The organism is Pseudomonas sp. (assembly GCF_033723075.1).
Taxonomy (GTDB): Bacteria; Pseudomonadota; Gammaproteobacteria; order Pseudomonadales; family Pseudomonadaceae; genus Aquipseudomonas.
Window position 1 is genome coordinate 269,523 of record NZ_JAWVXU010000004.1, and the last position, 25,059, is coordinate 294,581.

The following is a 25,059-nucleotide window of genomic DNA, read 5'->3' on the forward strand; positions in this document are numbered from 1 at the left end:
CCGGCTCAGGCATCAGATGAGGCATTTCCGCTGGAGGTCACGGCAGCCAGTTGTTTTTCCAACTGCTGCAGTCGCCGCGCCATGTCGTCCAACTGACGAATTCGCGCCGCGCTCTTCCTCCACTCGCCTGCAGGCTGCATGGCGGTGCCGGAAGAGTAAGAACCTGGTTCGGTGATCGAACGGGTCACCATGGTCATGCCTGTGACGAAGACGCCGTCGCAGACTTCGATGTGGCCGACCATGCCGACGCCACCGGCGATCATGCAGTTTTTGCCGATTTTGGTGCTACCAGAAATGCCCGCACAGCCGGCCATGGCCGTGTTGTCGCCGATCTGCACGTTGTGCGCGATCATGATCTGGTTATCCAGCTTGACCCCGTTACCGATTAGCGTGTCGGCCAGCGCCCCGCGGTCGATGGTGGTGTTGGCGCCGATTTCGACGTCATCGCCAATCACCACGCCACCGATCTGGGCAATCTTCTGCCAGACACCCTTCTCGTTGGCGAAGCCGAAGCCCTCGCCGCCGATCACCGCCCCCGACTGGATTACCACCCGCTTGCCGATGCGCACATCGTGATACAGGGTGACCCGCGGCGCGAGCCAGCCACCCTCGCCGACCACCGAACGCGCCCCGATCACGCAATGTGCACCGATCGTCACGCCGGCACCGATCTGCGCGCCGCCCTCGATCACCGCGCAAGCACCGATGCTGGCACTGGCATCCACCTGCGCATCATCGGCAACCCATGCGCTTGCATGCACACCGGCCGCTGCCCGTGGCTTGCGATCGAACAGATGGGAGAGCTGCGCATAAGCCAGGTAAGGATTAGCCACAACCAAGGCGTTGCCGCTGTAGCTCTCGGCATCGGCGGCGGTCAGCAAGACCGCGCCGGCACGACAATCGGGCAGGTATTTGCGGTACTGCGGATTAGCCAGAAAACTCAGCTGATCGGGGCCGGCCTCCTGCAAGGTGGCCAAACCGCTGATCGCTTTATCGGCGGTGCCACGCAAGGTGGCACCCAGACGCGTGGCCAGCTGGCCAAGGGTAAAACCCGGAGCCTTCATGATCAGCGCAGCTGATTCATGCGCTCGATAACCTGCAGAGTGATGTCGAACTGAGGTTTGACATCGATCACCGCGCCGCGCTCGAGTACCAGGTCGAAGCTGCCTTTCTTGATCACTTCTTCCACGGCCTTATCCAGGTTCGGCTTGAGCTTTTTCAGCATCTCGCGATCGGCAACAGCCTTGGACTCGTTCAGCTCCTTGGATTGGAACTGGAAATCGCGGGCTTTCTGCTTGAATTCCAGCTCCAGGCGCTCACGCTCGGCGGTCTGCATCTTGTCGCCATCTTTGACGATGCGATCCTGAATGCGCTTGGCATCGCCTTCCAGGGTCTTGAGCTTGTTCAGCTGCGGACCGAATTTCTTCTCGGCATCGACCGCATAGCGCTTGGCCGCATCGGACTCGAGCAGGGCCATTTGGTAATTGAGTACCGCTATTTTCATTTCGGCGAATGCTGGGGTCGCCAGCAAGGCCACGCTTAACAGAACCAGATGAGTCAACTTACGCACGGTGCAACTCCTGCAAAAACTGTTGTCGTTGTTCGGTCATCAGACGCTTAGAACGTCTGACCGAGGGAGAACTGGAAGACCTGGGTATCGGCGTCGTCCGGTTTGACGATCGGCATGGCCAGGCTGAAACTCAAAGGGCCCAGAGCAGTGATCCAGGTCAGGCCGACACCCACGGAACTGGCGAGACTGCCTGCATCCAAACTACAGCTGTCGCTAAGAGCTTCCTGACTGGCACTGCAGTTGCTATCGAACACATTACCCACATCCCAGAACAGCGCGGTACGCAGCGAGCGCTGATCCTTGACGAACGGCATCGGGAACAACAGCTCGACGCCGCCCTGGATCAGCACATTACCACCGAACGGCAGTGGATCCTGATCAGGATCGGCCTGAGTGCCCGGATTGACGCCCGTGCTCGGAGTGCTGCGCGGCCCCAGGCTGCTGTCCTCGAAACCACGCACCGAACCGAAGCCACCGGCGTAATAGTGCTCGTAGAACGGCAGCTCGGTGGTCGAGCCGTAGCTGTCGGCGAAGCCCAGCTGGGTGTGGAAACGCAGGGCGTAGCTGTCGCCCAGCGGCTTGAACACCTGGCCACGGTAGTCGACCTTGTAGAACGACAGGTCGCTGCCCGGCACCGTGGTTTCCAGCACCAGGCTCTGCGAGTGACCGCGAGTGGCCATCACGCCGCGGTTGAGGGTCGATTCCGACCAGCCCACCGAGGCCTTGAGGTTCAGGTAACTGTCACCTTCCTGCTGGATGAAATCGAAGATCTCATCGACCGTGAAGATGCCGGTGCTGATGTCGTCCTGCTGCACGGTCAGACCGTAGGTCAGGCGCGAGGTATCGCTGATCGGGTAACCGATGCTGGCGCCAACCCCATAACTGTCCACCGCATAGCTGGAGACATCGGTGTCGAGTTCGTCGTAGTCGGTGGTGCGGTAGAAGGCGTTGTAGCCCAGGCTGACGCCGTCGGCCGTCCAGTAGGGGTCGACGAAACCGAAGTTGTAGCGTTCCTGGTATTCGCTGCGGGTCAAACCAACGCTGACCTTGTTACCGGTGCCGAGGAAGTTGTTCTGGGTGATCGAGCCACCGAGGATCAAACCGGCGTTCTGGGCGAAACCGACGCTGGCTGTGATCGAGCCGGACGCCTGCTCTTCAACGCTGTAGTTGACGTCGATCTGGTCGTCGGTACCCGGCACTTGCGGGGTTTCGACGTTGACTTCCTTGAAGAAGCCCAAGCGCTCCAGGCGGGTTTTCGACTGATCGATCAGGTAGGTCGAAGCCCAGCCGCCTTCGATCTGGCGCATTTCACGGCGCAGCACTTCATCTTCGGTCTTGGTGTTGCCGCGGAAGTTGACGCGATTGACGTAGGCGCGCTTGCCCGGATCGATGACGAAGGTAATGGACACCGTATTGTCTTCGTCATGGGCCTCCGGCACGCCGTTGACGTTGGCGAAGGTGTAGCCCTCGTTACCCAGGCGACGGGTGATCAGCTCGGAGGTCGTGGTCATCACCTTGCGCGAGAACACCTGACCTTCCTTGGCCAGCAGTAATGCCCTGATGTCCTCTTCCGGCACTTTCAGGTCGCCGCTGAGCTTGACCTCACGCACGCTGTACTTCTCGCCCTCATCGACGTTGACGGTGATATAGACGTGCTTCTTGTCCGGGGTAATGGACACCTGGGTCGAGGAAATATCCATGTTGATGTAGCCACGATCCAGGTAATAGGAACGCAGACGTTCCAGGTCACCGGAGAGCTTTTCGCGGGCATATTTGTCGTCGTTCCGGAAGAACGACAGCCAGTTGCTGGTCTTCAGTTCGAACAGATCGAGCAGGTCTTCGTCGGCAAAGACGCTGTTACCCACCACGTTGATGTGCTGGATGGCGGCGACCGTGCCTTCGTTGATGTTGATCTTCAGCGCCACGCGGTTACGTGGCTGCGGGATCACTTCGGTTTCGATTTCGGCCGAATAACGCCCCTGGGCCACATATTGGCGCTGCAGCTCGTTACGCACGCCTTCGAGGGTGGCGCGCTGGAAAATCTCGCCCTCCGCCAGCCCGGACTGGTTCAGCCCCTTGAGCAGGTCTTCGCTACTGATGGCCTTGTTGCCTTCGATCTCGATGCCGGAAATCGAAGGGCGCTCCACCACGGTAATGACCAGCACGTCACCATCGCGACCGAGCTGGATATCCTGGAAGAAACCTGTTTTGAACAGGCCACGAGTCGCTTCCACCAACGCACGGTCATCAGCCTCTTCACCGACATTGAGCGGCAAGGCACCGAATACGCTGCCCGCAGACACACGCTGCAGGCCATTGACGCGAATATCGGAGATGGTGAAGGACTCGGCGTGAACTTCGGCGATCATCAATGCGGCAAGCACCGCAGGTAGCAGCAGACGTTTCATGAAGTCCTTTCTTATTCCAACTGACGATAAAAAATCTGCCGCCCGAGGCGACAGTTTTGTAATTCAGTAGCGTTGTAATTCAGTAGCGCTGAAACTCAGCAACTGCTTACAGACGACCCAGGTCGTTGATCAAGGCCAATAACATCACCCCGACCACCAAACTGATACCAATCTGCATCCCCCAACCCTGCACCCGCTCCGACAGTGGACGACCACGCACCCACTCGACCAGGTAATAAAGCAGATGTCCCCCATCCAACACAGGGATCGGCAGCAAATTGAGAACCCCCAGACTTATGCTCAAGTAGGCAAGGAAGTTGAGAAAATCCCCCAAACCCGACTCGGCCGAAGCGCCCGCCACTTTAGCAATGGTTATCGGCCCGCTCAAGTTTTTTACCGAGAGCTCGCCAAACAGCATCTTCTTCAGTGAATCGAGGGTCAGCAGACTCATCGTCCAGGTGCGCCGAAAGCCCTCAGCCACGGCCTCCAACGGCCCGAAACTGACCTCACGCAACATCTCTGCCGGCCACTCGACACCTTCAACGCCGGCGCCCAGATAACCCGTACGAGTCTCGCCCTCGCCGCGCGCGGCAAGGGTCACAGCCACTTCTCTATCCTGCCCGTCACGCGCGACCGTCAAGATTACGGACTCAGCAGGCATGGCCTGCACGCGATCGACCAACTGTTGCCACTCGCCCAGCGGCTCGCCATCGAGCATCAGCAGACGATCACCAACCTGCAGTCCCGCGGCCTGCGCCGGACCTTTCGGATCGAGCTGCGCCAGCACCGGCACCAATGCCGGGCGCCAAGGGCGAATACCAAGGGCGGCGATCGGATTGGGTTCCTCGACGCCCCTGAGCCAATCCTTCAACGCAATTTGCCGCGGACTGTCGGCCGTGGACCCCTGATCGCGAACATTGACACTCAAGGTGCCACTTTCACCGAGGCGCCGCACCAATTGCAGATTGACCGCCGCCCAGCCAGTGGTCGGCTCGCCATTCACCGCAACGATTTCCTGCCCCACCTGCAAGCCGGCATCCGCCGCCAGACTGCCAGTCTCCACCGCACCGATGACCGGACGCACCTGCTGACTGCCGAGCATCGCCACCGCCCAGAAAAACACCAGGGCCAGCAGGAAGTTGGCAACCGGCCCCGCCGCCACTATGGCAATCCGCTGGCGTACGCTCTTGCGATTGAACGACTGATCGAGCTGCCCGGGCGGCACATCGCCTTCGCGCTCATCGAGCATCTTGACGTAGCCGCCCAGGGGAATCGCGGCGATGACGAACTCGGTACCCTGACGATCATGCCAGCGCAGCAGCGGCGTACCGAAGCCCACGGAGAAACGCAGAACCTTGACCCCGCAGCGGCGCGCCACCCAGAAGTGACCGAACTCGTGAAAAGTAACCAGCACCCCCAACGCAACCAGGGTACCGACAATCATGTAGAGCGCACTCATCTAGCTTCTCCGCAACTGGGGCTGTGCTAGCAGCAAATGGCAACCAGCACCGGAACTCTGCGCGCGCCTGTCAACCATGCCTATTCAGCCAATTCCCGGCAAGCTCACGCGCTCGACGATCCGCCGCCAGGACTGCATCCACACTTTCGACCGCAACACCCGGCTCGGCGTTCAGCACGGCATCTATGATACTCGCGATCTCGGGAAAGCGAATGCGCCGCTCGAGAAAGGCCGCCACCGCCACCTCATTGGCCGCATTGAGCATGGCCGGCACACTGCCGCCCGCCTCGGCCGCCTCGCGCGCCAATCGCAAGCAGGGAAAGCGCTGCTCGTCCGGCGCCTGGAAGTCCAGCCGGGCGATGGCGAACAGATCCAGCGGCGCCACACCCGAAGCGATGCGCTCCGGCCAGGCCAGGGCATGGCTGATCGGTGTGCGCATGTCCGGGTTACCCAGCTGCGCCAACACCGAACCATCGACATAGTCGACCAGCGAATGAATCACGCTCTGCGGATGGATCACCACCTCGACCTGCGCCGGCTTGGCATCGAACAGCCAGCAGACCTCGATCAACTCGAGACCCTTGTTCATCATGCTCGCCGAATCCACCGAGATCTTGCGCCCCATCGACCAGTTGGGATGGGCACAGGCTTGCTCGGGAGACACCTCGTGCAACTGCGCCAATGGCGTTTCGCGGAACGGACCGCCGGATGCGGTCAGCAGAATCCGCCGCACACCCACCTGCGCCAACCCGCGGGCATAATCGCCGGGCAAGCACTGGAAGATCGCATTGTGCTCGCTGTCGATGGGCAGCAAGACCGCGCCGCTGCGCCGTACCGCCTCGATAAACAGAGCGCCGGACATCACCAGCGCCTCCTTATTGGCCAGCAGGACCTTCTTGCCCGCCTCGACCGCCGCCAGCGTCGGCTTGAGCCCAGCCGCACCGACGATCGCCGCCATCACCGCATCCACCTCGGGATGGGCGGCCACTTCGCACAGCCCCCCTTCGCCGAACAGCACCCGCGTCGCCAGCCCCGCGGCCTGCAAAGCGTCCTGCAGGTGGCGCGCCGAGCGCTCATCCGGCACCACGGCGTAGCGCGGCCGGTAAATCAGGCACAGCGCTTCCAGCTCAACCAGGCGACTGAAGCCGGACAAGGCAAATACCTGATAACGCTCTGGGTGCCGGGCGATCACATCCAGGGTGCTGAGGCCGATGGAACCCGTGGCACCGAGCACCGTAATCTGCTGCAACTGGCTCACAGGACACCCCAACCGGCCAGCCACAACAGCGCGGCGAACATCGGAATGGCGGCGGTCAGGCTGTCGATGCGATCGAGCACCCCACCATGCCCCGGCAACAGATTGCTGCTGTCCTTGAGCCCGGCCTGACGCTTGAACATGCTCTCGGTCAGATCGCCAACCACCGAAATCGACACCACCAGCGCCGCACCCGCCAGCGCCAGAAACAACTCATTGGCAAACCAGCCCTGGTAGAGGCCGACCGCCAGGGTAATCAGCAAACTGGCAAACAGGCCGCCTGCCGCGCCCTCCCAGCTCTTGCCCGGACTGACCCGCGGCGCCAGCTTGCGCTTGCCGAAGGCCTTGCCGGTGAAATAGGCACCGATGTCCGCCCCCCAGACCAGCACCATCACCGCCAGGATCAAGCCATTGGCCGAGGGCCACTGCTTGAACAGCACCAGACCTTGCCAGGCCGGCAGCAGGATCAGCAGACCGATCAACAACCTGGCCGGCAGCCCGACCCAATAACGACTACTGGCCGGGTAGCTCAGCACCAGCGCAGTGGCCAGCACCCACCAGGCAACACCGAGCAACAGCAGCCAGGGCGCCAAGGCAGGCAATTGATAGAGGCCGAACAGCAGCGCAGCGACGCTGGCGGCATAGGCTACTCGCAGCGGCTGTCCAGCCAGGCCCGCCAGGCGCGCCCATTCCCAGGCACCCAGACTGACCACAGTGCCGATAAACAGCGCAAAAGCCGCCCCATCGAGCAGGAAGAACCCGCACAGGGCGATGGGCAGTAATACCAGCGCAGTAATGATCCGCTGTTTAAGCATCAGGCACGTGCCTCGGCATCGACCTGTTCGGCGGATTTACCAAAACGCCGCTGGCGCCTGGCGTAATCCGCCAAGGCCTTGCGCATGGCATCGTGCTTGAAATCCGGCCAGAACAGATCAGAGAAATACAGCTCGCTGTAGGCCAACTGCCATAACAGGAAATTGCTGATGCGATGTTCGCCACCCGTACGAATGCACAGATCGGGCAAGGGCAAATCACCCGTCGCCAGACAGCTCTGCAACAGCTCGGGGGTAATGTTTTCAGGCCGCAAGTGCCCACCCTGAACCTCACGAGCCAGACGCTGCGCCGCCTGCGCGATATCCCACTGCCCACCATAGTTGGCGGCAATCTGCAGGATAAAACGCTTATCGCCAGCGGTCAGGGCCTCCGCCTCACGCATGGCAGCCTGCAGCTCCGGGTGGAAGCGCGAGCGATCGCCGATGACGCGCAGACTGATGCCGTTGTCGTTGAGCTTCTTCGCCTCGCGACGCAGCGCACCGAGGAACAACTCCATCAGCGCGCTTACCTCGTCGGCCGGGCGCTGCCAGTTCTCACTGGAGAAGGCAAACAGGGTCAACACCTCGACTCCGGTCTCGGCGCACACCTCGATGACCGCGCGCACCGCATCGACACCGGCCTTGTGCCCGGCAATCCCCGGCAACAGGCGCTTGCGCGCCCAGCGGTTATTGCCGTCCATGATGATCGCCACATGACGTGGCACGGCCACCTTAGCGCCGCCTATGGTCTTGTGCATGAGGATCTCCTGACCGCTAAACGGCCATCAGATCCGCTTCTTTCTGTTTCACGGCCACTTCGATTTCCGCCACGAACTTGTCAGTCAGTTTCTGGATATCATCGGCGGCGCGCCGCTCTTCGTCTTCGCTGATTTCTTTCTCTTTGACCAGATCCTTCAGCTGACTCAGGGCGTCACGACGGATATTGCGCACCGCGATGCGGCCATCTTCCGCGGCATCACGCGCCTGCTTGGTGAAGCCCTTGCGGGTCTCTTCGGTCAGCGCCGGCATGGAAATCAGCAGCAGCTCGCCCAGGTTGGTCGGATTGAAGCCCAGACCGGAACTCTGGATCGCCTTGTCGACAGCAGCCAGCATGCCGCGCTCGAACGCCACCACCTGCAGGGTGCGGGAATCCTTGACGGTTACGTTGGCCACCTGATTCAAGGGGGTATCGGCACCGTAGTAAGGCACCATCACGCCACCCAGAATGCTTGGGTGAGCCTGGCCGGTGCGAATGCGACTGAAAGCATGGATCAGCGAATCCAGGCTCTTCTGCATGCGTTCCTGGGTGTCCTTCTTGATCTCGTTGATCATTTTTCACTTTCCTCGATCAGAGTACCTTCGGCGCCGCCCAGCACGATATTCAGCAGGGCACCGGGTTTATTCATATTGAAGACGCGCAACGGCATCTTGTGATCGCGACACAGGCAGATGGCCGTCAGATCCATTACGCCGAGCTTGCGATCCAGCACTTCATCGTAAGTCAGGTGATCGAATTTCTCCGCATGCGGATCCTTGAACGGATCGGCGGTGTACACCCCGTCCACCTTGGTCGCCTTCAGCACCACGTCGGCATCGGTCTCGATGGCCCGCAGGCAGGCAGCCGAATCGGTGGTGAAGAACGGATTACCGGTGCCAGCGGCGAAGATCACCACCTCACCGGTTTTCAGATGACGTAGCGCCTTGCGTCGGTCGTAGTGATCAGTCACCCCAACCATGGAAATCGCCGACATCACGATTGCCGGGATATTCGAACGCTCCAGGGCATCGCGCATGGCCAGGGCGTTCATTACGGTGGCCAGCATGCCCATATGGTCACCGGTGACCCGATCCATGCCGGCCGCGGAGAGCGCCGCACCACGAAACAGGTTGCCACCGCCGATGACCAGACCGACCTGCACGCCGATCCCCACCAACTGGCCAACTTCCAGGGCCATGCGATCGAGCACCTTGGGATCGATGCCGAAATCTTCCGACCCCATCAGGGCCTCGCCGCTGAGTTTGAGCAGAATGCGCTTATAGCGCGGTTGACGACCACTCACCTGCTGAGCCATTACCAGTCTCTCCTGCGGCGTTTGAATGCTTTACGCGCCTTGCGGCACGGATTTATCGAGCGCGTTGACAACACCCGAAGCCCTTTGGGCAACACCTACCATCAGCGCACCAAACAGCTTGCTCACCCTCAATTTGACAAAGAGGCCGCGCGCATAAGCGGGCAGCCTCTTCGGGGCGACAACTATAAAGCGTCTTACTGCTTGCTGGCAGCCAGTTGTGCAGCAACTTCTTCAGCGAAGTTGTCTACCGGCTTCTCGATGCCTTCACCAACCTGGAAGCGAGTGAAGGAAACGATTTCGGCACCGGCCTTCTTGGCCAGCGCACCGACCTTGATTTCCGGATCCTTGACGAAGGATTGCTCAACCAGGCTGGCTTCAGCGAGGAACTTTTGAATACGGCCACCCACCATCTTCTCGACGATTTCAGCCGGCTTGCCCTTGATCTTGTCTTCGTTGAGGCTCATGAACACGGCTTTTTCGCGCTCGATCGCTTCGGCGGAAACTTCGCTAGGCAGCAGGAATTCCGGGTTGCTGGCAGCCACGTGCATGGCGATGTCCCGGGCCAGATCAGCGTTACCGCCGTTAAGGACCACAACCACACCAATCTTGTTGCCGTGCAGGTAAGCACCAACCACGTCGCCTTCAACGCGAGCCAGGCGACGAATGTTGACGTTCTCGCCTACTTTGGCCACCAGGGCCAGACGCGCTTCTTCCTGAGCGGCAATCAGCGGCGCCGCATCGGCCAGCTGGTCAGCAAAGGCCTTTTCCAGGCTGCTGTTGACGAACGCCTTGAAATCGTCCTGCAGCGCCAGGAAGTCGGTTTGCGAGTTGACTTCGAGGATCACGGCCGACTTGCCGTCTTCGGCAACCTTGACCGCGATAGCACCTTCGGCAGCGATGTTGCCTGCCTTCTTGGCGGCCTTGATCGCGCCGGAAGCACGCATGTCATCAATGGCTTTCTCGATGTCGCCGCCAGCCTTGGTCAAGGCCTTTTTGCAATCCATCATGCCTTCGCCAGTACGCTCACGCAGCTCCTTGACTAATGCCGCAGTAATCTCTGCCATTTCAAATTCCTCTTGGATAGGTTGTTAACCATTCCACCCGCCTGAACGGGCGATCAATTCTGTAAACACATTACCCGGACTCGACGCACAGCAACCGGCCGACAATGGTTTTCAAAGTGGCAAAAAGGGGGCCTAGCCCCCTTTTTGCGCAGCGAGTAACGCTTGGCGCTTACCGCTTAGCCCTGAGCCGCTTCGGCTGCAGGTGCTGCCGGGGCTTGCTCGACGAATTCGTCGGTGCCGCCGGTGTTGGTGCGACCGCGAACTACCGCGTCAGCCATGGCGCCCATGTACAACTGGATGGCGCGAATGGCATCGTCGTTACCCGGGATGATGTAGTCAACGCCTTCCGGGCTGCTGTTGGTATCGACGACGCCGATAACCGGGATGCCCAGCTTGTTGGCTTCGGTGATAGCAATACGCTCGTGGTCAACGTCGATCACGAACATCGCGTCCGGCAGACCGCCCATGTCCTTGATACCACCCAGGCTGCGATCCAGTTTCTCCAGATCGCGGGTACGCATCAGGGCTTCTTTCTTGGTCAGCTTGGTGAAAGTGCCGTCCTGAGCCTGAACTTCCAGATCACGCAGACGCTTGATCGAAGCGCGAATGGTCTTGTAGTTGGTCAGCATGCCGCCCAACCAGCGATGATCGACGTACGGCGAGCCGCAGCGAGCCGCTTCTTGAGCAACGATCTTGCCAGCGGAACGCTTGGTACCAACGAACAGAATCTTGTTTTTGCCCGAAGCCAGCTTCTCAACGAACGACAGCGCGTCGTTGAACATCGGCAGGGTTTTTTCAAGGTTGATGATGTGGATCTTGTTACGCGCACCGAAAATGTACTTACCCATTTTCGGGTTCCAGTAACGGGTCTGGTGACCGAAGTGCACACCGGCCTTCAGCATATCGCGCATATTGACTTGGGACATGATAGTTCCTTGATAAGTCGGGTTAGGCCTCCACGCATCCCAATCTCCAACCCTCGCACGTGGCGAAAGGCACCCAGGAAATCGTGTCGATACGTGTGTGGATTAGAGCTCCCGGACAGACAGCCCGTAAAGCGGCGCGTTTTATACCATAAAAGGCAGCAGCAAGCTACAGGCTTCAAGCACCAAACTGACAACCCCGCGCTGCAGCTTATGGCTTGCGGCTTGAAGCTGTTAAGATGTTGCCCTTTCCGTTCGCGCCCGAGAGCTGTATATGACCGTCACCATCAAATCCCCCGCAGAAATCGAGAAAATGCGCGTGGCAGGCCGCCTGGCTGCCGACGTACTGGAAATGATCGGCGAACACGTCAAGCCCGGTGTCACCACTGAAGAACTGGATCGCCTCTGCCATGACTACATCGTCAATGTGCAGCAGGCCATCCCCGCGCCCCTCAACTACAAGGGCTTCCCCAAGTCGATCTGCACCTCGGTCAACCATGTGGTCTGCCACGGCATCCCCAACGAGAAGCCGCTGAAAGAAGGCGACGTGCTGAACATCGACATCACCGTGATCAAGGACGGCTATCACGGCGACACCAGCAAGATGTTCATGGTCGGTAAGGTGCCGGAGTGGGCCGAGCGCCTGGCCAAGATCACCCAGGAGTGCATGTATAAAGGCATCCAGCTGGTGCGTCCCGGCACCCGCCTGGGCGACATTGGCGAAGTGATCCAGAAGCACGCGGAGAAGAACGGCTTCTCGGTGGTGCGCGAGTACTGCGGCCATGGCATCGGCGCGGTCTTCCACGAAGAACCGCAAGTCCTGCACTACGGCCGCGCCGGCACCGGCATGGAACTCAAGGAAGGCATGACCTTCACCATCGAACCGATGATCAACCAGGGCCGCGCGGAAACCCGCCTGCTCGGCGATGGCTGGACCGCGATCACCAAGGACCGCAAGCTCTCGGCACAGTGGGAACACACCATTCTGGTCACCGCCGACGGCTACGAGATCTTCACCCTGCGCAGCGACGACACCATCTCCCGCACGTCGGCCTGATGATCGCCACCCCTATAAAGGAAGATCGCCGCATGCCGCAGGTAGACTCCGAGCTGTTCGACCGCGGGCAATTCCAGGCCGAACTGGCGCTGAAGGCCAGCCCCATCGGCGCCTTCAAGAAGGTCATCCGCCGCGCCCACGAGGTGCTCGACGCGCGCTTCAAGGAGGGTCGCGAGGTGCGCCGGCTGGTCGAGGATCGCGCCTGGTTCACCGACCAGATCCTGCGCGAAGCCTGGGATCGCCTGGAGTGGAGCGAAGACGCCGACATCGCCCTGCTGGCGGTGGGCGGCTATGGCCGCGGCGAACTGCACCCCTACTCGGACATCGACCTGCTGATCCTGCTCGACAACGCCGACCACGAAACCTTCCGCGAGCCGATCGAACGCTTCCTCACCCTGCTCTGGGACATCGGCCTGGAGGTCGGGCAAAGCGTGCGCTCGGTCGACGAGTGCGCCGAAGAAGCCCGCGCCGACCTGACGGTAGTCACCAACCTGATGGAAAGCCGCACCATTGCTGGTCCCGAACGCCTGCGTCAGCGCATGCAGGACGTCACCAGCACCGCGCAAATGTGGCCGAGCAAGCAGTTCTACCTGGCCAAGCGCAAAGAGCAGCGCGCCCGCCATGCCAAGTACAACGACACCGAGTACAACCTCGAACCCAACGTAAAGGGTTCGCCGGGCGGCCTGCGCGACATCCAGACCATCCTCTGGGTCGCCCGCCGGCATTTCGGCACCTTGAATCTGCACGCCATGGTCGGCCAGGGCTTTCTCCTGGAAAGCGAGTACGCCCTGCTGGTGTCCAGCCAGGACTTCCTGTGGAAGGTGCGCTATGCCCTGCACATGCTCGCCGGCCGTGCCGAAGACCGCCTGCTGTTCGACCACCAGCGCGAGATCGCCCGCCTGCTGGGCTATGAAGATGGCGACGCCAAACTGGCGATCGAACGCTTCATGCAGAAGTACTACCGGGTGGTGATGGCCATCGCCGAGCTGAGCGACCTGATCAATCAGCACTTCGAGGAAGAAATCCTCCGCGCCGGCCAAAGCGGCCAGGCGCAGCCACTCAACAGTCGCTTCCAGCTGCGCGACGGCTATATCGAAGTCACCCACCCCAACGTCTTCAAACGCACGCCCTTCGCCATTCTGGAAGTCTTCGTGCTGATGGCCCAGCACCCCGAAATCAAAGGCGTGTGCGCCGACAGCATTCGCCTGTTGCGCGATCACCGTCATCTGATCGATGACGAGTTCCGCAATGACATCCGCAATACCAGCCTGTTCATCGAGCTGTTCAAGACCCCGCAGGGCATCCACCGCAACCTGCGCCGCATGAACCGCTATGGCATTCTCGGGCGCTACCTCCCCGAGTTCGGCGATATCGTCGGGCAAATGCAGCACGACCTGTTCCACATCTATACGGTCGATGCGCACACCCTCAACCTGATCAAGCACCTGCGCAAATTCAAGTGGACGGAACTGACCGAGAAGTTCCCCCTGGCCAGCAAGCTGATCGGCAAGCTGCCCAAGCCCGAGCTGATCTACCTGGCCGGGCTTTACCATGACATCGGCAAGGGTCGCGGCGGCGACCACTCCGAACTGGGTGCGGTGGACGCCGAGGCCTTCTGCGTGCGCCATCAGCTGCCCAACTGGGACAGCAAACTGATCGTCTGGCTGGTACGGAACCACCTGATGATGTCGACCACCGCCCAGCGCAAGGACCTCTCCGACCCCCAGGTGATCTTCGATTTCGCCCGCTTGGTCGGTGACCAGACGCGCCTGGACTACCTCTACGTGCTGACCGTGGCCGACATCAACGCCACCAACCCCAGCCTGTGGAACTCCTGGCGCGCCAGCCTGCTGCGCCAGCTCTACACCGAGACCAAGCGCGCCCTCAACCGCGGCCTGGAGAATCCGCTGGATCGTGAAGAACAGATTCGCCTGACCCAGAGCGCCGCCCTGGACATCCTGGTGCGCGGCGGCACCGACCCGGACGAGGCCGAACAGCTGTGGTCGCAGCTCGGCGACGACTACTTCTTGCGCCACACCGCCGGCGACGTGGCCTGGCACGCCGAGGCGATCCTGCAGCACCCCTACGACGGCAATCCGCTGGTGCTGATCAAGGAAACCACCCAACGCGAATTCGAGGGTGGCACGCAGATCTTCATCTACGCCGCCGACCAGCACGACTTCTTCGCCGTGACCGTGGCCGCCATGGCCCAGCTCAACCTGAGCATCCATGACGCGCGGATTCTCACCTCGACCAGCCAGTTCACCCTCGACACCTACATAGTGCTGGAGGCCGAAGGCGGCTCGATTGGCGACAACCCCGCACGGATCAAGCAGATCCGCCAGGGCCTGATCGATGCGCTGAAGAACCCCGACGACTACCCGAACATCATCCAGCGCCGGGTACCGCGCCAGCTCAAGCATTTCGCCTTTGCCCCACGGGTGACCATCCACAACGATGCGCAGCGCCCGGTGACCATCCTCGAGCTGACCGCACCCGATCGGCCCGGCCTGCTGGCGCGCATCGGTCGGATCTTCCTCGACTTCGACCTGTCGCTGCAGAATGCCAAGATCGCCACCCTCGGCGAACGGGTAGAGGACGTATTCTTCGTCACCGACGCCAACAACCAGCCACTGTCCGACCCCGAATTGTGTCAACGACTGCAGGAAACCATCATCGAGCAGCTCTCGGACGCCAACGGGCAATCCACAGAGCCAGGCCGGATAACTATTTGATCGAGACAGCGGCAAGCCAAACCCCGCGCGGCTGCCGCTTGTAGTACCCAGGACAGAATAATGAACGATGCATTGAACCAGCTGCAGCCCTACCCCTTCGAAAAGCTCCGCGCCTTACTGGCCGACGCTCTGCCGCCCAGCGACAAGCCGGCCATCGCCCTGTCGATCGGCGAGCCCAAGCATCGCTCGCCGGCTTTCGTCGCCGAGGCGCTCAGCGCCAATCTGGAGAAACTGGCGGTCTACCCCAGCACCCTGGGGATACCCGAACTGCGCGAAGCGATCGCCAGCTGGTGCAGCCGGCGCTTCAATCTGCCGGCCGGCATGCTCGACCCGGCGCGCCAGATACTGCCGGTCAACGGCACCCGTGAAGCGCTGTTCGCCTTCACCCAGGCAGTGGTGCAACGCGACGTCGACGGCCTGGTCATCAGCCCCAATCCGTTCTACCAGATCTACGAAGGAGCGGCTCTGCTCGCCGGTGCCCAGCCGCACTACCTGGCGTGCCTGGAGCAGCATGGCTTCAACCCGGATTTCGACGCTGTCGGCAGCGAGGTCTGGCAGCGCTGCCAGATCCTCTTCCTCTGCTCGCCCGGCAACCCGACCGGCGCGCTGATTCCATCGGCGACCCTGAAGAAGCTGATCCAGCTGGCCGACCAGTACGATTTCGTCATCGCCGCCGACGAGTGCTACAGCGAGCTGTATTTCGACGAGCTGAACCCACCCGCCGGCCTGCTGACGGCCTGCGCCGAGCTGGGCCGCAACGATTTCAAACGCTGCGTGGTGTTCCACAGCCTGTCCAAGCGTTCCAACCTGCCGGGCCTGCGCTCGGGCTTCGTCGCCGGCGACGCCGACATTTTGCAATCTTTCCTGCTGTACCGTACCTATCACGGCTGCGCCATGCCGGTGCAAACCCAGTTGGCCAGCATTGCCGCCTGGAACGACGAGCAGCACGTCAAAGCCAACCGCGAGCTGTACCGCGAGAAGTTCGACGCCGTGCTGGAGATACTCGACGGCGTGCTCGATGTGCAGCACCCGGACGGCGGCTTCTACCTGTGGGCGAAAACCCCGCTGGACGACGAAACCTTTACCCGTGAACTGTTCGCCCGCGAGCACGTGACCGTGGTGCCCGGCTCCTACCTGTCGCGCAGTGTCGACGGCTTCAACCCGGGTGCCGGGCGCGTGCGCATGGCATTGGTCGCACCGCTGGCCGAGTGCGTGACAGCCGCCGAGCGCATTCGCGCCTTCGTCACCGGCATCGACAACGTGAAGAGGCTGCAAGCATGAGCAACACCCTTTACGGCATCAAAGCCTGCGACACCATGAAGAAAGCCCGTACCTGGCTCGACGAGCACGGGGTAAGCTACGCCTTTCATGATTACAAAGCCGTTGGTATCGACCGTGACAACCTGGACAAGTGGTGCAACGAGCATGGCTGGGAAACCATTCTCAACCGTGCTGGCACCACCTTCCGCAAACTGGACGAGGCGCATAAAGCCGACCTCGACCAGGACAAGGCGATCGAGCTGATGCTCGCTCAGCCGTCGATGATCAAGCGCCCGGTGCTGGATCTCGGCAACAAGACCCTGGTTGGCTTCAAGCCCGAGCGCTATGCCGCTGAACTGGCTTGAACAACCTCCATTGAATTCGCGTTTAAGGAAAGCAACATGACCACGACCCTGTTCAGCCTGGCCTTCGGTGTCGGCACCCAGAACCGTCAGAGCAACTGGCTGGAAGTCTTCTATGCCCAGCCACTGCTCAACCCAGCGGCCGAACTGGTGGCCAAGGCTGCAGAAAAACTCGGCTACAGCGGTGGCAACCAGGCCATCGGCTTCAGCACCCAGCAGGCAGGCGAGCTGGCCGAAGCCTTGAAAGGCATCGACGCCGCCCAGGCCGCCCTGCTCACCCGCCTGGCGGAAAGCCACCAGCCGCTGGTCGCCACCTTCCTCGCCGAAGATGCGCCGCTGAGCAGCACGCCCGAGGCCTACCTCAAGCTGCACCTGCTGTCCCATCGCCTGGTCAAGCCGCACGGCCTGAACCTGACCGGAGTCTTCCCGCTGCTGCCGAACGTGGCCTGGACCAGCCAGGGCGCCATCGACCTGAGCGAACTGGGCGAACGCCAACTGGAAGCGCGTCTGCGCAGCGAACTGCTGGAAGTCTTCTCGGTGGACAAGTTCCCGAAAATGACCGACTACGTGGTGCCGAGCGGCGTGCGCATCGCAGACACTGCCCGCGTGCGCCTGGGCGCCTACATCGGTGAAGGCACTACGGTAATGCATGAAGGTTTCGTCAACTTCAATGCTGGTACCGAAGGCCCGGGCATGATCGAAGGCCGCGTCTCCGCCGGGGTATTCGTCGGCAAGGGCTCGGATCTGGGCGGCGGTTGCTCGACCATGGGCACCCTGTCCGGCGGCGGAAATCTGGTGATTTCCGTGGGCGAAGGCTGCCTGATCGGCGCCAACGCCGGCATCGGCATCCCCCTGGGCGACCGCAACACCGTGGAGTCCGGCCTGTACATCACCGCCGGCACCAAGGTGGCGCTGCTCGATGGCCAGAACCAGTTGGTCAAGGTGGTCAAGGCGCGCGAACTGGCCGGCCAGCCGGACCTGCTGTTTCGCCGCAACTCGCAAACCGGCACCGTGGAATGCAAGACCCACAAGTCGGCGATCGAGCTCAACGAAGCCCTGCACGCCCACAACTGATCCGAGTAGGGTGCGCCGCGCGCACCATTCGCACATCGAGCAGCACCTGGTGCGCACGACCTGGGCGGCTCCGCGCACCCTACGAACGATCCCCGCACCATCGGGTGAACCCCATGTCCCTGATCTCCCCTTGGCGCGCTGACTTCCCCGGCATCCTGGCCCTCGATGGCGAAGGCCAGACCTACCTGGACAGCGCCGCCACTGCGCAAAAGCCGCAGGCCATGCTCGATGCCCTGCTCGGCTACTACGCCGGCGGTGCGGCCAACGTGCATCGTGCCCAGCACCTGCCGGGGGAGCGGGCGACCCGCGCCTTCGAAAGCAGCCGTGACAAGGTCGCGCGCTGGCTGAATGCGGCGGACTCGGCGCAGATCGTGTTTACCCGCAGCGCCACCGAAGCTTTCAACCTGCTCGCCTATGGCCTGGAGCATGAGTTGCAAGCCGGCGAGCAGATCGTCATCAGCGCCCTGGAACACCACGCCAACCTGTTGCCCTGGCAGCAGCTGGCCCTGCGCCGCAACCTCGAACTGGTCATTCTGCCGCTGGATGAGAGCGGCCTGATCGACCTCGAACAGGCGGCCCGCTTGATCGGCCCGCGCACCCGCGTGCTGGCGCTCAGCCAGCTGTCCAATGTGCTCGGCTGCTGGCAGCCGCTGGCCGAGCTGCTGGCCCTGGGCCAAGCCCAGGGCGCGCTGACCGTGGTCGATGGCGCCCAGGGCGTGGTGCATGGCCGGCATGATGTCGAGGCCCTGGGCTGCGATTTCTATGTCTGTTCCAGCCACAAACTCTATGGGCCCGATGGCGTCGGCCTGCTCTATGGCCGCAAACAGGCGCTGCAGCGTCTCGCACACTGGCAGCTCGGCGGAGAGATGGTGCGGGTGGCGGATTACCAGAGCGCCGAGTTTCGCGCTGCGCCGCTGGGCTTCGAGGCCGGCACGCCGCCGATCGCCGGGGTGATCGCCCTCGGCGCCAGCCTGGACTACCTGGCCGCGCTGGACGCCGCCGCCGTGGCCGCCCACGAAGCCGCGTTGCATGCCCGATTGCTCGCCGGGCTCAGGGCGCGCCCCGGTATCCGCCTGCTCGGCGCACCCACAGTGGCGCTGGCCTGTTTCGTGGTCGAGGACGTGCACAACGCCGACCTCGCCCACCTGCTCACCGAACAGGGCATCGCCGTGCGCGCCGGCCATCACTGCGCCATGCCGCTGCTGAAAAGCCTCGGCCTGGCCGGCGCCATCCGCGTCTCCCTGGGCCTGTACAACGACGGTGCGGACCTCGAGCGTTTCTTCACCGCGCTGGACCAGGCCCTGGAGTTGCTGCGATGAACCTGCCCGCCGGCGCCGAGCAAGCGCTCGCCGCCTTCGGCCAGTGCCCCGGCTGGGAACAGCGCGCGCGCTTGCTGATGCAGTGGGGCGAACGCCTGCCCGCACTGAGTGACGAGGAACGCTGCGAGGCCAATCGCGTGCACGGTTGCGAAAGCCAGGTCTGGCTGGTCGCCGAACAACGCGAACAGCGCTGGCAGTTCCGCGCCAGCAGCGATGCGCGCCTGCTGCGCGGGCTGCTGGCGCTGCTGCTGGCACGGGTCAACGGCCTGACCGGCACGGAGCTGGCCGAGATCGACCTGGCCGACTGGTTCGGCCAACTCGGCCTGGCACGCCAGCTCTCGCCCTCGCGCAGCAATGGCCTGAATGCCGTGCTGCAGCGCATGCGCCAGCTGACCAGACAGCCATCGTCCTAGCCAACCGCCCCTGCAATCAAGGCTTCCTGGTTGGCCGCCACTGATCCGCATTGCCGTTATACAGAGCCTGCTGCAGGCGCTCTAAATCGCCCCTTACGACAAAATTCTGCAAGCTGCGATTGAAGGCTTTGCGCAGTTCAGCGCCACGCGGGTCATCCTTGCGAAACAACAGATGCAGTGGGTCGCTAACCAGGCTGAGCGGATGATGGGTAATCACGGCACGCGCCTCGGCAGAGAACATCCGCTGCAGCATGGCGTAGCCCACAGCGCGGTCCTGCGGGTGCAGGTCGATACGGCCCAGCTCCAACAGACGAAAAGCGGTGTCCTCCTTGCCGCTTTGCACCACCTGCAATTGCCCGGCCAGCTCGGCTGCATCGAACCGGGAGCCATAGGAGTAGCCCAAGGTGGTGCCAATGCGAAACGCCCGCAGGTCTTCGATCCCCTGCCAATCGAAGCTCAACCCCTTGCGGTGGAACAGCACCACCTCGCCGAGAATCAGCGGATCACTGCAGGTGCTGAAGCTGCGCCGTGCCGCCGTGCAGATGTAGGGCATGATTGCGTCAAGCGTGCCCTGCTGCAGCTTCAGCGCGTTGCGATCCCAGGGATGGAAGAGGAACTCCACCCGATAGCCGGCCTCGGCAAATACCGCACGGATCAGGCGCGGCATGGCGCCCTCATCACTGCTGTTCTGGTCGACGTAGGGCGCCCAATCGCCCGTGCCTATCAGCACGGTTGGCTGCGCCATGCCGGCGGAGCTGAACGCAAGGGCGAAGACAATCAGCAACTGGCCGCCCAGGGCACGGCACGCAACACGCACATGGAGCAATGCAGCAGGGTGAAATCCGCGAATCATTACAGCCACCTCGAGCTCCAGAACGACGAAAACAACCTACGCGCCCCGAGTCCGCTTGCCTCCCGCCTAGTCACAGCGGCAGAGTCTGGAGCACCCTCATGATGCCTGACGCTCGGCCGGCCTGCGCGCGCCGGCCACCAGTTTCTCCACGATCTTGGCCACGGCGACCATGCCGAAGCTTGCGGTGACCATCATCGCCGCGCCGAAACCGCCGGCGCAGTCGAGCTTGACCCCTTCACCGACGAAACCCTTGTACTGGCACACGCTGCCGTCCGGTTTCGGGTAGCGCAACTGCTCGGTGGAGAACACGCAGGGCACGCTGTAGTTGCGCCCCGGCGTACGCGAGAACTTGTAGTCGCGACGCAGGGTCGAGCGCACCTTGGAGGCCAGCGGATCGTTCCAGGTCTTGTTCAGGTCGCCGACCTGGATCTGCGTCGGGTCGATCTGCCCGCCGGCGCCGCCGGTGGTCACCACTTGGATCTTGCGCCGCTTGCACCAGGAAATCAGCGCCGCCTTGGCGTTGACGCTGTCGATGCAGTCGATCACCGCGTCGAGTTGCCCGGTGATGTACTCGGCCATGGTCTCGCGGGTGACGAAGTCCGCCACCGCATGCACCACGCAGGTGGGATTGATCGCCCGGATGCGCGCCGCCATCACCTCGACCTTGGCCTGGCCCACCGTGCTGTCCAGCGCCTGGATCTGCCGGTTGGTGTTGCTGACGCAGACATCGTCCAGGTCGAACAGCGAGATCTCGCCGACCCCCGAACGCGCCAGCGCCTCGGCCGCCCAGGAACCGACGCCGCCAATGCCGACCACCGCGACATGCGCCGCGGCCAGGCGCTCGGCGCCCTCGCGACCATACAGCCGGGCAATGCCAGCAAAGCGTTGTTCGTCGATCGTCATTTCATCACCTCAATCCCCATCCCCCGGGCAGGCGCGCATTATAGGAAGCTCGCCGAGCACACCCAAGTGCCGATTCGACTCAAGCCGGTGAATGACCAGCCATACGGCTTTACTCGGACCAGCGGCGCTATAGTCCGCCGACTGCGAGAACCCCGCCTGCCGGAGCCTGCCATGCGTAATTTCAGTTTTCATAACCCGACCAAGATCCATTTCGGCGAAGGCCAGATCGCCAAGCTCGGCAAGGAAATCCCCACCGGCAGCCGCGTGCTGGTCACCCACGGTGGCGGCAGCATCTTCCAGAACGGCGTCTGGGCCCAGGTCGAGCAGGCGTTGGCCGGCTTCACCATCAGCCGCTTCGCCGGCATCGAAGCCAATCCGCAGTTCGACACCCTGCTGCGCGCCGTGGAGCAGGCCAGGCGTGACCACTGCGATTTCATCCTGGCCATCGGCGGCGGCTCGGTGATCGACGGCAGCAAGTTCATCGCCGCGGCGCTGTGCCATGCCGGCGACCCGCTCGAACTGCTCACCGGCACCCGCGCCAAAGCTGCGCTGCCGCTGGGCTGCGTGCTGACCCTGGGCGCCACCGGTTCGGAAAGCAACCAGCACGGTGTGGTCACCCATGTAGCGCGCCAGGAGAAACTGCCGTTCTCCAGCCCGTTGCTGTTCCCGCGTTTCGCCATCCTCGACCCCCGCACCACCTTCAGCCTGCCGCTGCGCCAGATCGGCAACGGCGTGGTCGATGCCTTCGTCCACACCATCGAGCAGTACCTGACCTATCCGGCCGACGCACCGCTGCAGGACCGCTATGCCGAAGGCCTGCTGCAGACCCTGATCGAGGAAGGCCCCAAGGCCCTGGCCAGCCCCGAGGACTACCGGGTCAGGGCCAACCTGATGTGGTGCGCCACCCAGGCGCTCAACGGCCTGATCGGTTGTGGCGTACCCCAGGACTGGGCGACCCACCTGATCGGCCACGAGCTGACCGCGCTCTACCACATCGACCATGCGCAGACCCTGGCCGTGGTCCTGCCGGCGCTGCTCGCCGAGCGCCGCGAGGCCAAGCGCGCCAAGCTGCTGCAGTACGCCGAACGGGTCTGGCAGCTGCGCGAAGGCGCCGAAGACACGCGCATCGATGCCGCGATCGCCGCCACCGAGGCCTTCTTCAAGCGCATGGGCGTACCGACCCGCCTGTCCGAACACGGCCTGGACGCCGATGCGATCCCCCAGGTGCTGGCGCAACTGCAACGCCACCAGCTGATTGCCCTGGGCGAACACCGCGATATCGACCTGGAGGTCAGCGAGCGCATCCTGTTGCGCGCGTTGTAACTGCAGGCGCAGGCCCGGGCCGCCGTTTTGCGTTATCCGACCGTTGAAAAACGTAGCGAGCGAAGGCTAGGCAAGGCGGGATCAGGCGAAAAAGCGGAGTGTGCAGCTGTACATGAGCATTTTGAGGCTGATCCCAACGCGGCATAGTCGAGCGCAGTAGTTTTTCAGTGGTCTGTTAATATGGCGGCCTTTCCGCTTGATGCCGCTCTGGAGCCGCAATGACCGCCCCCGCCCCGACCCTGACGCCCACCCTGGAACTCGCCTGCGAGCTGATTCGCCGCCCGTCCGTCACCCCGGTCGACGAAGGCTGCCAGGAGCTGATGATGCGCCGTCTCAAAGCCCTGGGTTTCCAGATCGAAGCCATGCGCATCGAGGAAGTGGATAATTTCTGGGCCAGCCATGGTCAGCAGGAGGGTCCGGTGCTGTGCTTCGCCGGGCATACCGACGTGGTCCCGACCGGCCCGCTGCAGGCCTGGCAACACCAGCCGTTCGATGCGCTGATCGACGAGCAGGGCATGCTCTGCGGCCGCGGCGCCGCCGACATGAAGGGCAGCCTGGCGTCGATGATCATCGCCGTCGAGCGCTTCGTTGCTGACCACCCGCAGCATAAGGGCCGCATCGCCTTCCTGATCACCAGCGACGAAGAAGGCCCGGCCCAGCACGGCACCAAGGCCGTGGTCGAGCGCCTGGCCGCGCGCGGCGAACGCCTGGACTGGTGCATCGTCGGCGAACCCTCGAGCACCTCGCTGGTCGGCGACGTGGTCAAGAACGGCCGCCGCGGCTCGCTCGGCGCCAAACTGACGGTGCGCGGCATACAGGGCCACGTGGCCTATCCGCAACTGGCGAAGAACCCGATCCACCTGGCCGCCCCGGCGCTGGCCGAGCTGGCTGCCGAACACTGGGACGACGGCAACGCCTTCTTCCCGCCGACCAGCTTCCAGGTCTCCAACCTGAATGCCGGCACCGGCACCACCAACGTGATCCCCGGCGAACTGCAGGCGATCTTCAACTTCCGCTTCTCCACCGAATCCACGGTCGAAGGCCTGCAGCACAGGGTCAACGCGATCCTCGACAAACACGGCCTCGACTACCACGTGGAGTGGGCCTTGTCCGGCCTGCCGTTCCTCACCGAACCGGGCGCCCTGCTCGACGCCGTTGCCGCCAGCATCAAGCGCGTGACCGGTCGCGAAACCAAGCCATCGACCAGCGGCGGCACCTCCGACGGGCGGTTTATCGCCACCATGGGCACCCAGGTGGTCGAACTCGGCCCGGTCAACGCCACCATCCACCAGATCAACGAGCGGGTGCTGGCCAGCGATCTGGAGGTGCTGACCGAGATCTACTATCAAACCCTGGTCAAGCTGCTGACATGAGCCTGATCTGCCCCCTCTGCCAAGGCCCCTTGAGCGCCGTCGACAACGGCGTGATCTGCCCGGCCGGGCATCGTTTCGACCGCGCGCGCCAGGGCTACCTCAACCTGCTGCCGGTGCAGCACAAGAACAGCCGCGACCCCGGCGACAACGCCGCCATGGTCGAGGCGCGCCGACGCTTTCTCGATGGCGGCCACTATGCACCGCTGGCCAGGCGCCTGGCCGAACTGGCCGCGGGTTACGCGCCCGCGCGCTGGCTGGATATCGGCTGCGGCGAGGGTTATTACACCGCACAGATCGCCGACGCCCTGCCTACTGCCGACGGTTATGCCCTGGATATCTCCCGCGAGGCGATCAAGCGCGGCTGCAAGCGTTCGCCTCATCTGAGCTGGCTGGTGGCGAGCATGGCCCGGGTGCCGCTGGCCGACGCCAGTTGCCAACTGCTCGCCAGCGTCTTCAGCCCGCTCGACTGGCAGGAAGCCAGGCGCCTGCTCGCCCCCGGTGGCGGTCTGCTGCGCATGGGCCCGACCCGCGAACACCTGATGGAACTGCGGCAGAAGCTGTACGACGAAGTGCGCGACTACGACGATCAGAAGCACCTCGACCTGGTCCCCGAGGGCATGCGCCTGGCCCACAGCGAAACCCTGAGCTTCAAGTTGCAACTGAACAGCAGCGAGGCCCGCGCCGACCTGCTGGCGATGACGCCCCACGGCTGGCGGGCTAGCGCCGAACGGCGCGCCGCGGTGATCGCCGAACCCTTAGAAGTGACGGTTGCCATACGCTACGATTGGATCGAGAAACTTTAGGCTCCCCAGGAAAAAGATGAC

Annotated in this window: 23 protein-coding genes; 10 read left to right on the plus strand and 13 right to left on the minus strand. The window is 62.8% G+C overall.

Annotated elements, in window-relative coordinates:
- Window positions 1-5: 5 nt before the first annotated feature.
- The 11 genes from lpxD to rpsB all read right to left on the minus strand — a co-directional run bounded on the left by lpxD (window position 6) and on the right by rpsB (window position 11,566).
- Window positions 6-1,064 (minus strand): UDP-3-O-(3-hydroxymyristoyl)glucosamine N-acyltransferase, encoded by a 1,059-nt coding sequence (lpxD, locus tag R3355_RS07190; protein WP_318960650.1) that lies wholly within the window; start codon window positions 1,062-1,064, stop codon window positions 6-8.
- A gap of 2 nt (window positions 1,065-1,066) precedes the next feature.
- Window positions 1,067-1,570, minus strand: a complete 504-nt coding sequence (locus tag R3355_RS07195) for an OmpH family outer membrane protein (protein ID WP_318947300.1) — start codon at window positions 1,568-1,570, stop codon at window positions 1,067-1,069.
- Window positions 1,571-1,617: 47 nt separating this feature from the next.
- Window positions 1,618-3,978: an outer membrane protein assembly factor BamA gene (gene bamA / locus R3355_RS07200; protein ID WP_318947301.1), complete on the minus strand. Its 2,361-nt coding sequence runs from the start codon at window positions 3,976-3,978 to the stop codon at window positions 1,618-1,620.
- 106 nt (window positions 3,979-4,084) lie between these two features.
- Window positions 4,085-5,437, minus strand: a complete 1,353-nt coding sequence (gene rseP, locus R3355_RS07205) for an RIP metalloprotease RseP (RefSeq protein WP_318960651.1) — start codon at window positions 5,435-5,437, stop codon at window positions 4,085-4,087.
- Between the two features lie 70 nt (window positions 5,438-5,507).
- A complete protein-coding gene (gene ispC / locus R3355_RS07210) occupies window positions 5,508-6,695 on the minus strand; it encodes a 1-deoxy-D-xylulose-5-phosphate reductoisomerase (RefSeq protein ID WP_318960652.1) in 1,188 nt (395 codons plus the stop codon).
- Window positions 6,692-7,507, minus strand: coding sequence for a phosphatidate cytidylyltransferase (locus R3355_RS07215; RefSeq protein ID WP_318960653.1), 816 nt, complete (start codon window positions 7,505-7,507; stop codon window positions 6,692-6,694). The genes ispC and R3355_RS07215 overlap by 4 nt, the downstream gene beginning before the upstream one ends.
- Window positions 7,507-8,262 carry a polyprenyl diphosphate synthase gene (uppS, locus tag R3355_RS07220; protein ID WP_318947305.1) on the minus strand — a complete coding sequence of 252 codons (756 nt, stop codon included), beginning with the start codon at window positions 8,260-8,262 and terminating at the stop codon, window positions 7,507-7,509. The genes R3355_RS07215 and uppS overlap by 1 nt, the downstream gene beginning before the upstream one ends.
- Window positions 8,263-8,278: 16 nt before the next feature.
- Entirely contained in the window at window positions 8,279-8,836 is a 558-nt protein-coding gene (gene frr, locus R3355_RS07225; protein ID WP_318947306.1) for a ribosome recycling factor, read from the minus strand.
- Entirely contained in the window at window positions 8,833-9,576 is a 744-nt protein-coding gene (pyrH, locus tag R3355_RS07230; RefSeq protein ID WP_172147861.1) for a UMP kinase, read from the minus strand. The genes frr and pyrH overlap by 4 nt, the downstream gene beginning before the upstream one ends.
- 194 nt (window positions 9,577-9,770) lie before the next feature.
- Complete coding sequence (tsf, locus tag R3355_RS07235; protein WP_318947308.1) at window positions 9,771-10,640, minus strand: translation elongation factor Ts; 870 nt, start codon at window positions 10,638-10,640, stop codon at window positions 9,771-9,773.
- Between the two features lie 176 nt (window positions 10,641-10,816).
- Complete coding sequence (gene rpsB / locus R3355_RS07240; protein ID WP_318960654.1) at window positions 10,817-11,566, minus strand: 30S ribosomal protein S2; 750 nt, start codon at window positions 11,564-11,566, stop codon at window positions 10,817-10,819.
- A 271-nt stretch (window positions 11,567-11,837) separates the two neighbouring features.
- On the opposite strand from rpsB, the gene map reads away from it, so the two are divergent.
- The 7 genes from map (at window position 11,838) to R3355_RS07275 (ending at window position 19,783) form a co-directional block, all read left to right on the plus strand.
- On the plus strand, window positions 11,838-12,620 hold the full coding sequence (gene map / locus R3355_RS07245) for a type I methionyl aminopeptidase (RefSeq protein ID WP_318960655.1): 783 nt from the start codon (window positions 11,838-11,840) through the stop codon (window positions 12,618-12,620).
- A 32-nt stretch (window positions 12,621-12,652) separates the two neighbouring features.
- Complete coding sequence (locus tag R3355_RS07250) at window positions 12,653-15,355, plus strand: [protein-PII] uridylyltransferase (protein ID WP_318960656.1); 2,703 nt, start codon at window positions 12,653-12,655, stop codon at window positions 15,353-15,355.
- Window positions 15,356-15,415: 60 nt separating this feature from the next.
- Window positions 15,416-16,636: a succinyldiaminopimelate transaminase gene (gene dapC, locus R3355_RS07255; RefSeq protein ID WP_318960657.1), complete on the plus strand. Its 1,221-nt coding sequence runs from the start codon at window positions 15,416-15,418 to the stop codon at window positions 16,634-16,636.
- Entirely contained in the window at window positions 16,633-16,980 is a 348-nt protein-coding gene (locus R3355_RS07260; RefSeq protein WP_318949938.1) for an ArsC family reductase, read from the plus strand. Before dapC ends, R3355_RS07260 begins: the two co-directional genes overlap by 4 nt.
- Window positions 16,981-17,016: 36 nt before the next feature.
- A complete protein-coding gene (dapD, locus tag R3355_RS07265; protein ID WP_318960658.1) occupies window positions 17,017-18,051 on the plus strand; it encodes a 2,3,4,5-tetrahydropyridine-2,6-dicarboxylate N-succinyltransferase in 1,035 nt (344 codons plus the stop codon).
- A gap of 113 nt (window positions 18,052-18,164) precedes the next feature.
- Window positions 18,165-19,370 (plus strand): cysteine desulfurase, encoded by a 1,206-nt coding sequence (locus R3355_RS07270; RefSeq protein ID WP_318960659.1) that lies wholly within the window; start codon window positions 18,165-18,167, stop codon window positions 19,368-19,370.
- Entirely contained in the window at window positions 19,367-19,783 is a 417-nt protein-coding gene (locus R3355_RS07275; RefSeq protein WP_318960660.1) for a SufE family protein, read from the plus strand. Before R3355_RS07270 ends, R3355_RS07275 begins: the two co-directional genes overlap by 4 nt.
- Window positions 19,784-19,799: 16 nt before the next feature.
- Here the strand turns inward: R3355_RS07275 and R3355_RS07280 are convergent, their stop codons facing one another.
- Window positions 19,800-20,636: a substrate-binding periplasmic protein gene (locus R3355_RS07280; protein WP_318960678.1), complete on the minus strand. Its 837-nt coding sequence runs from the start codon at window positions 20,634-20,636 to the stop codon at window positions 19,800-19,802.
- 96 nt (window positions 20,637-20,732) lie between these two features.
- Window positions 20,733-21,539: a tRNA cyclic N6-threonylcarbamoyladenosine(37) synthase TcdA gene (tcdA, locus tag R3355_RS07285; RefSeq protein ID WP_318960661.1), complete on the minus strand. Its 807-nt coding sequence runs from the start codon at window positions 21,537-21,539 to the stop codon at window positions 20,733-20,735.
- A gap of 171 nt (window positions 21,540-21,710) precedes the next feature.
- Here tcdA and R3355_RS07290 point away from each other — a divergent pair, with 171 nt between their 5' ends.
- The 3 genes from R3355_RS07290 to R3355_RS07300 all read left to right on the plus strand — a co-directional run bounded on the left by R3355_RS07290 (window position 21,711) and on the right by R3355_RS07300 (window position 25,038).
- The gene (locus R3355_RS07290) at window positions 21,711-22,862 is read left to right on the plus strand and encodes an iron-containing alcohol dehydrogenase (RefSeq protein WP_318960662.1); all 1,152 of its coding nucleotides are present in this window, start codon (window positions 21,711-21,713) and stop codon (window positions 22,860-22,862) included.
- Window positions 22,863-23,080: 218 nt separating this feature from the next.
- A complete protein-coding gene (dapE, locus tag R3355_RS07295; protein ID WP_318960663.1) occupies window positions 23,081-24,235 on the plus strand; it encodes a succinyl-diaminopimelate desuccinylase in 1,155 nt (384 codons plus the stop codon).
- Entirely contained in the window at window positions 24,232-25,038 is an 807-nt protein-coding gene (locus R3355_RS07300) for a putative RNA methyltransferase (protein WP_318960664.1), read from the plus strand. The genes dapE and R3355_RS07300 overlap by 4 nt, the downstream gene beginning before the upstream one ends.
- Window positions 25,039-25,059 lie beyond the last annotated feature (21 nt).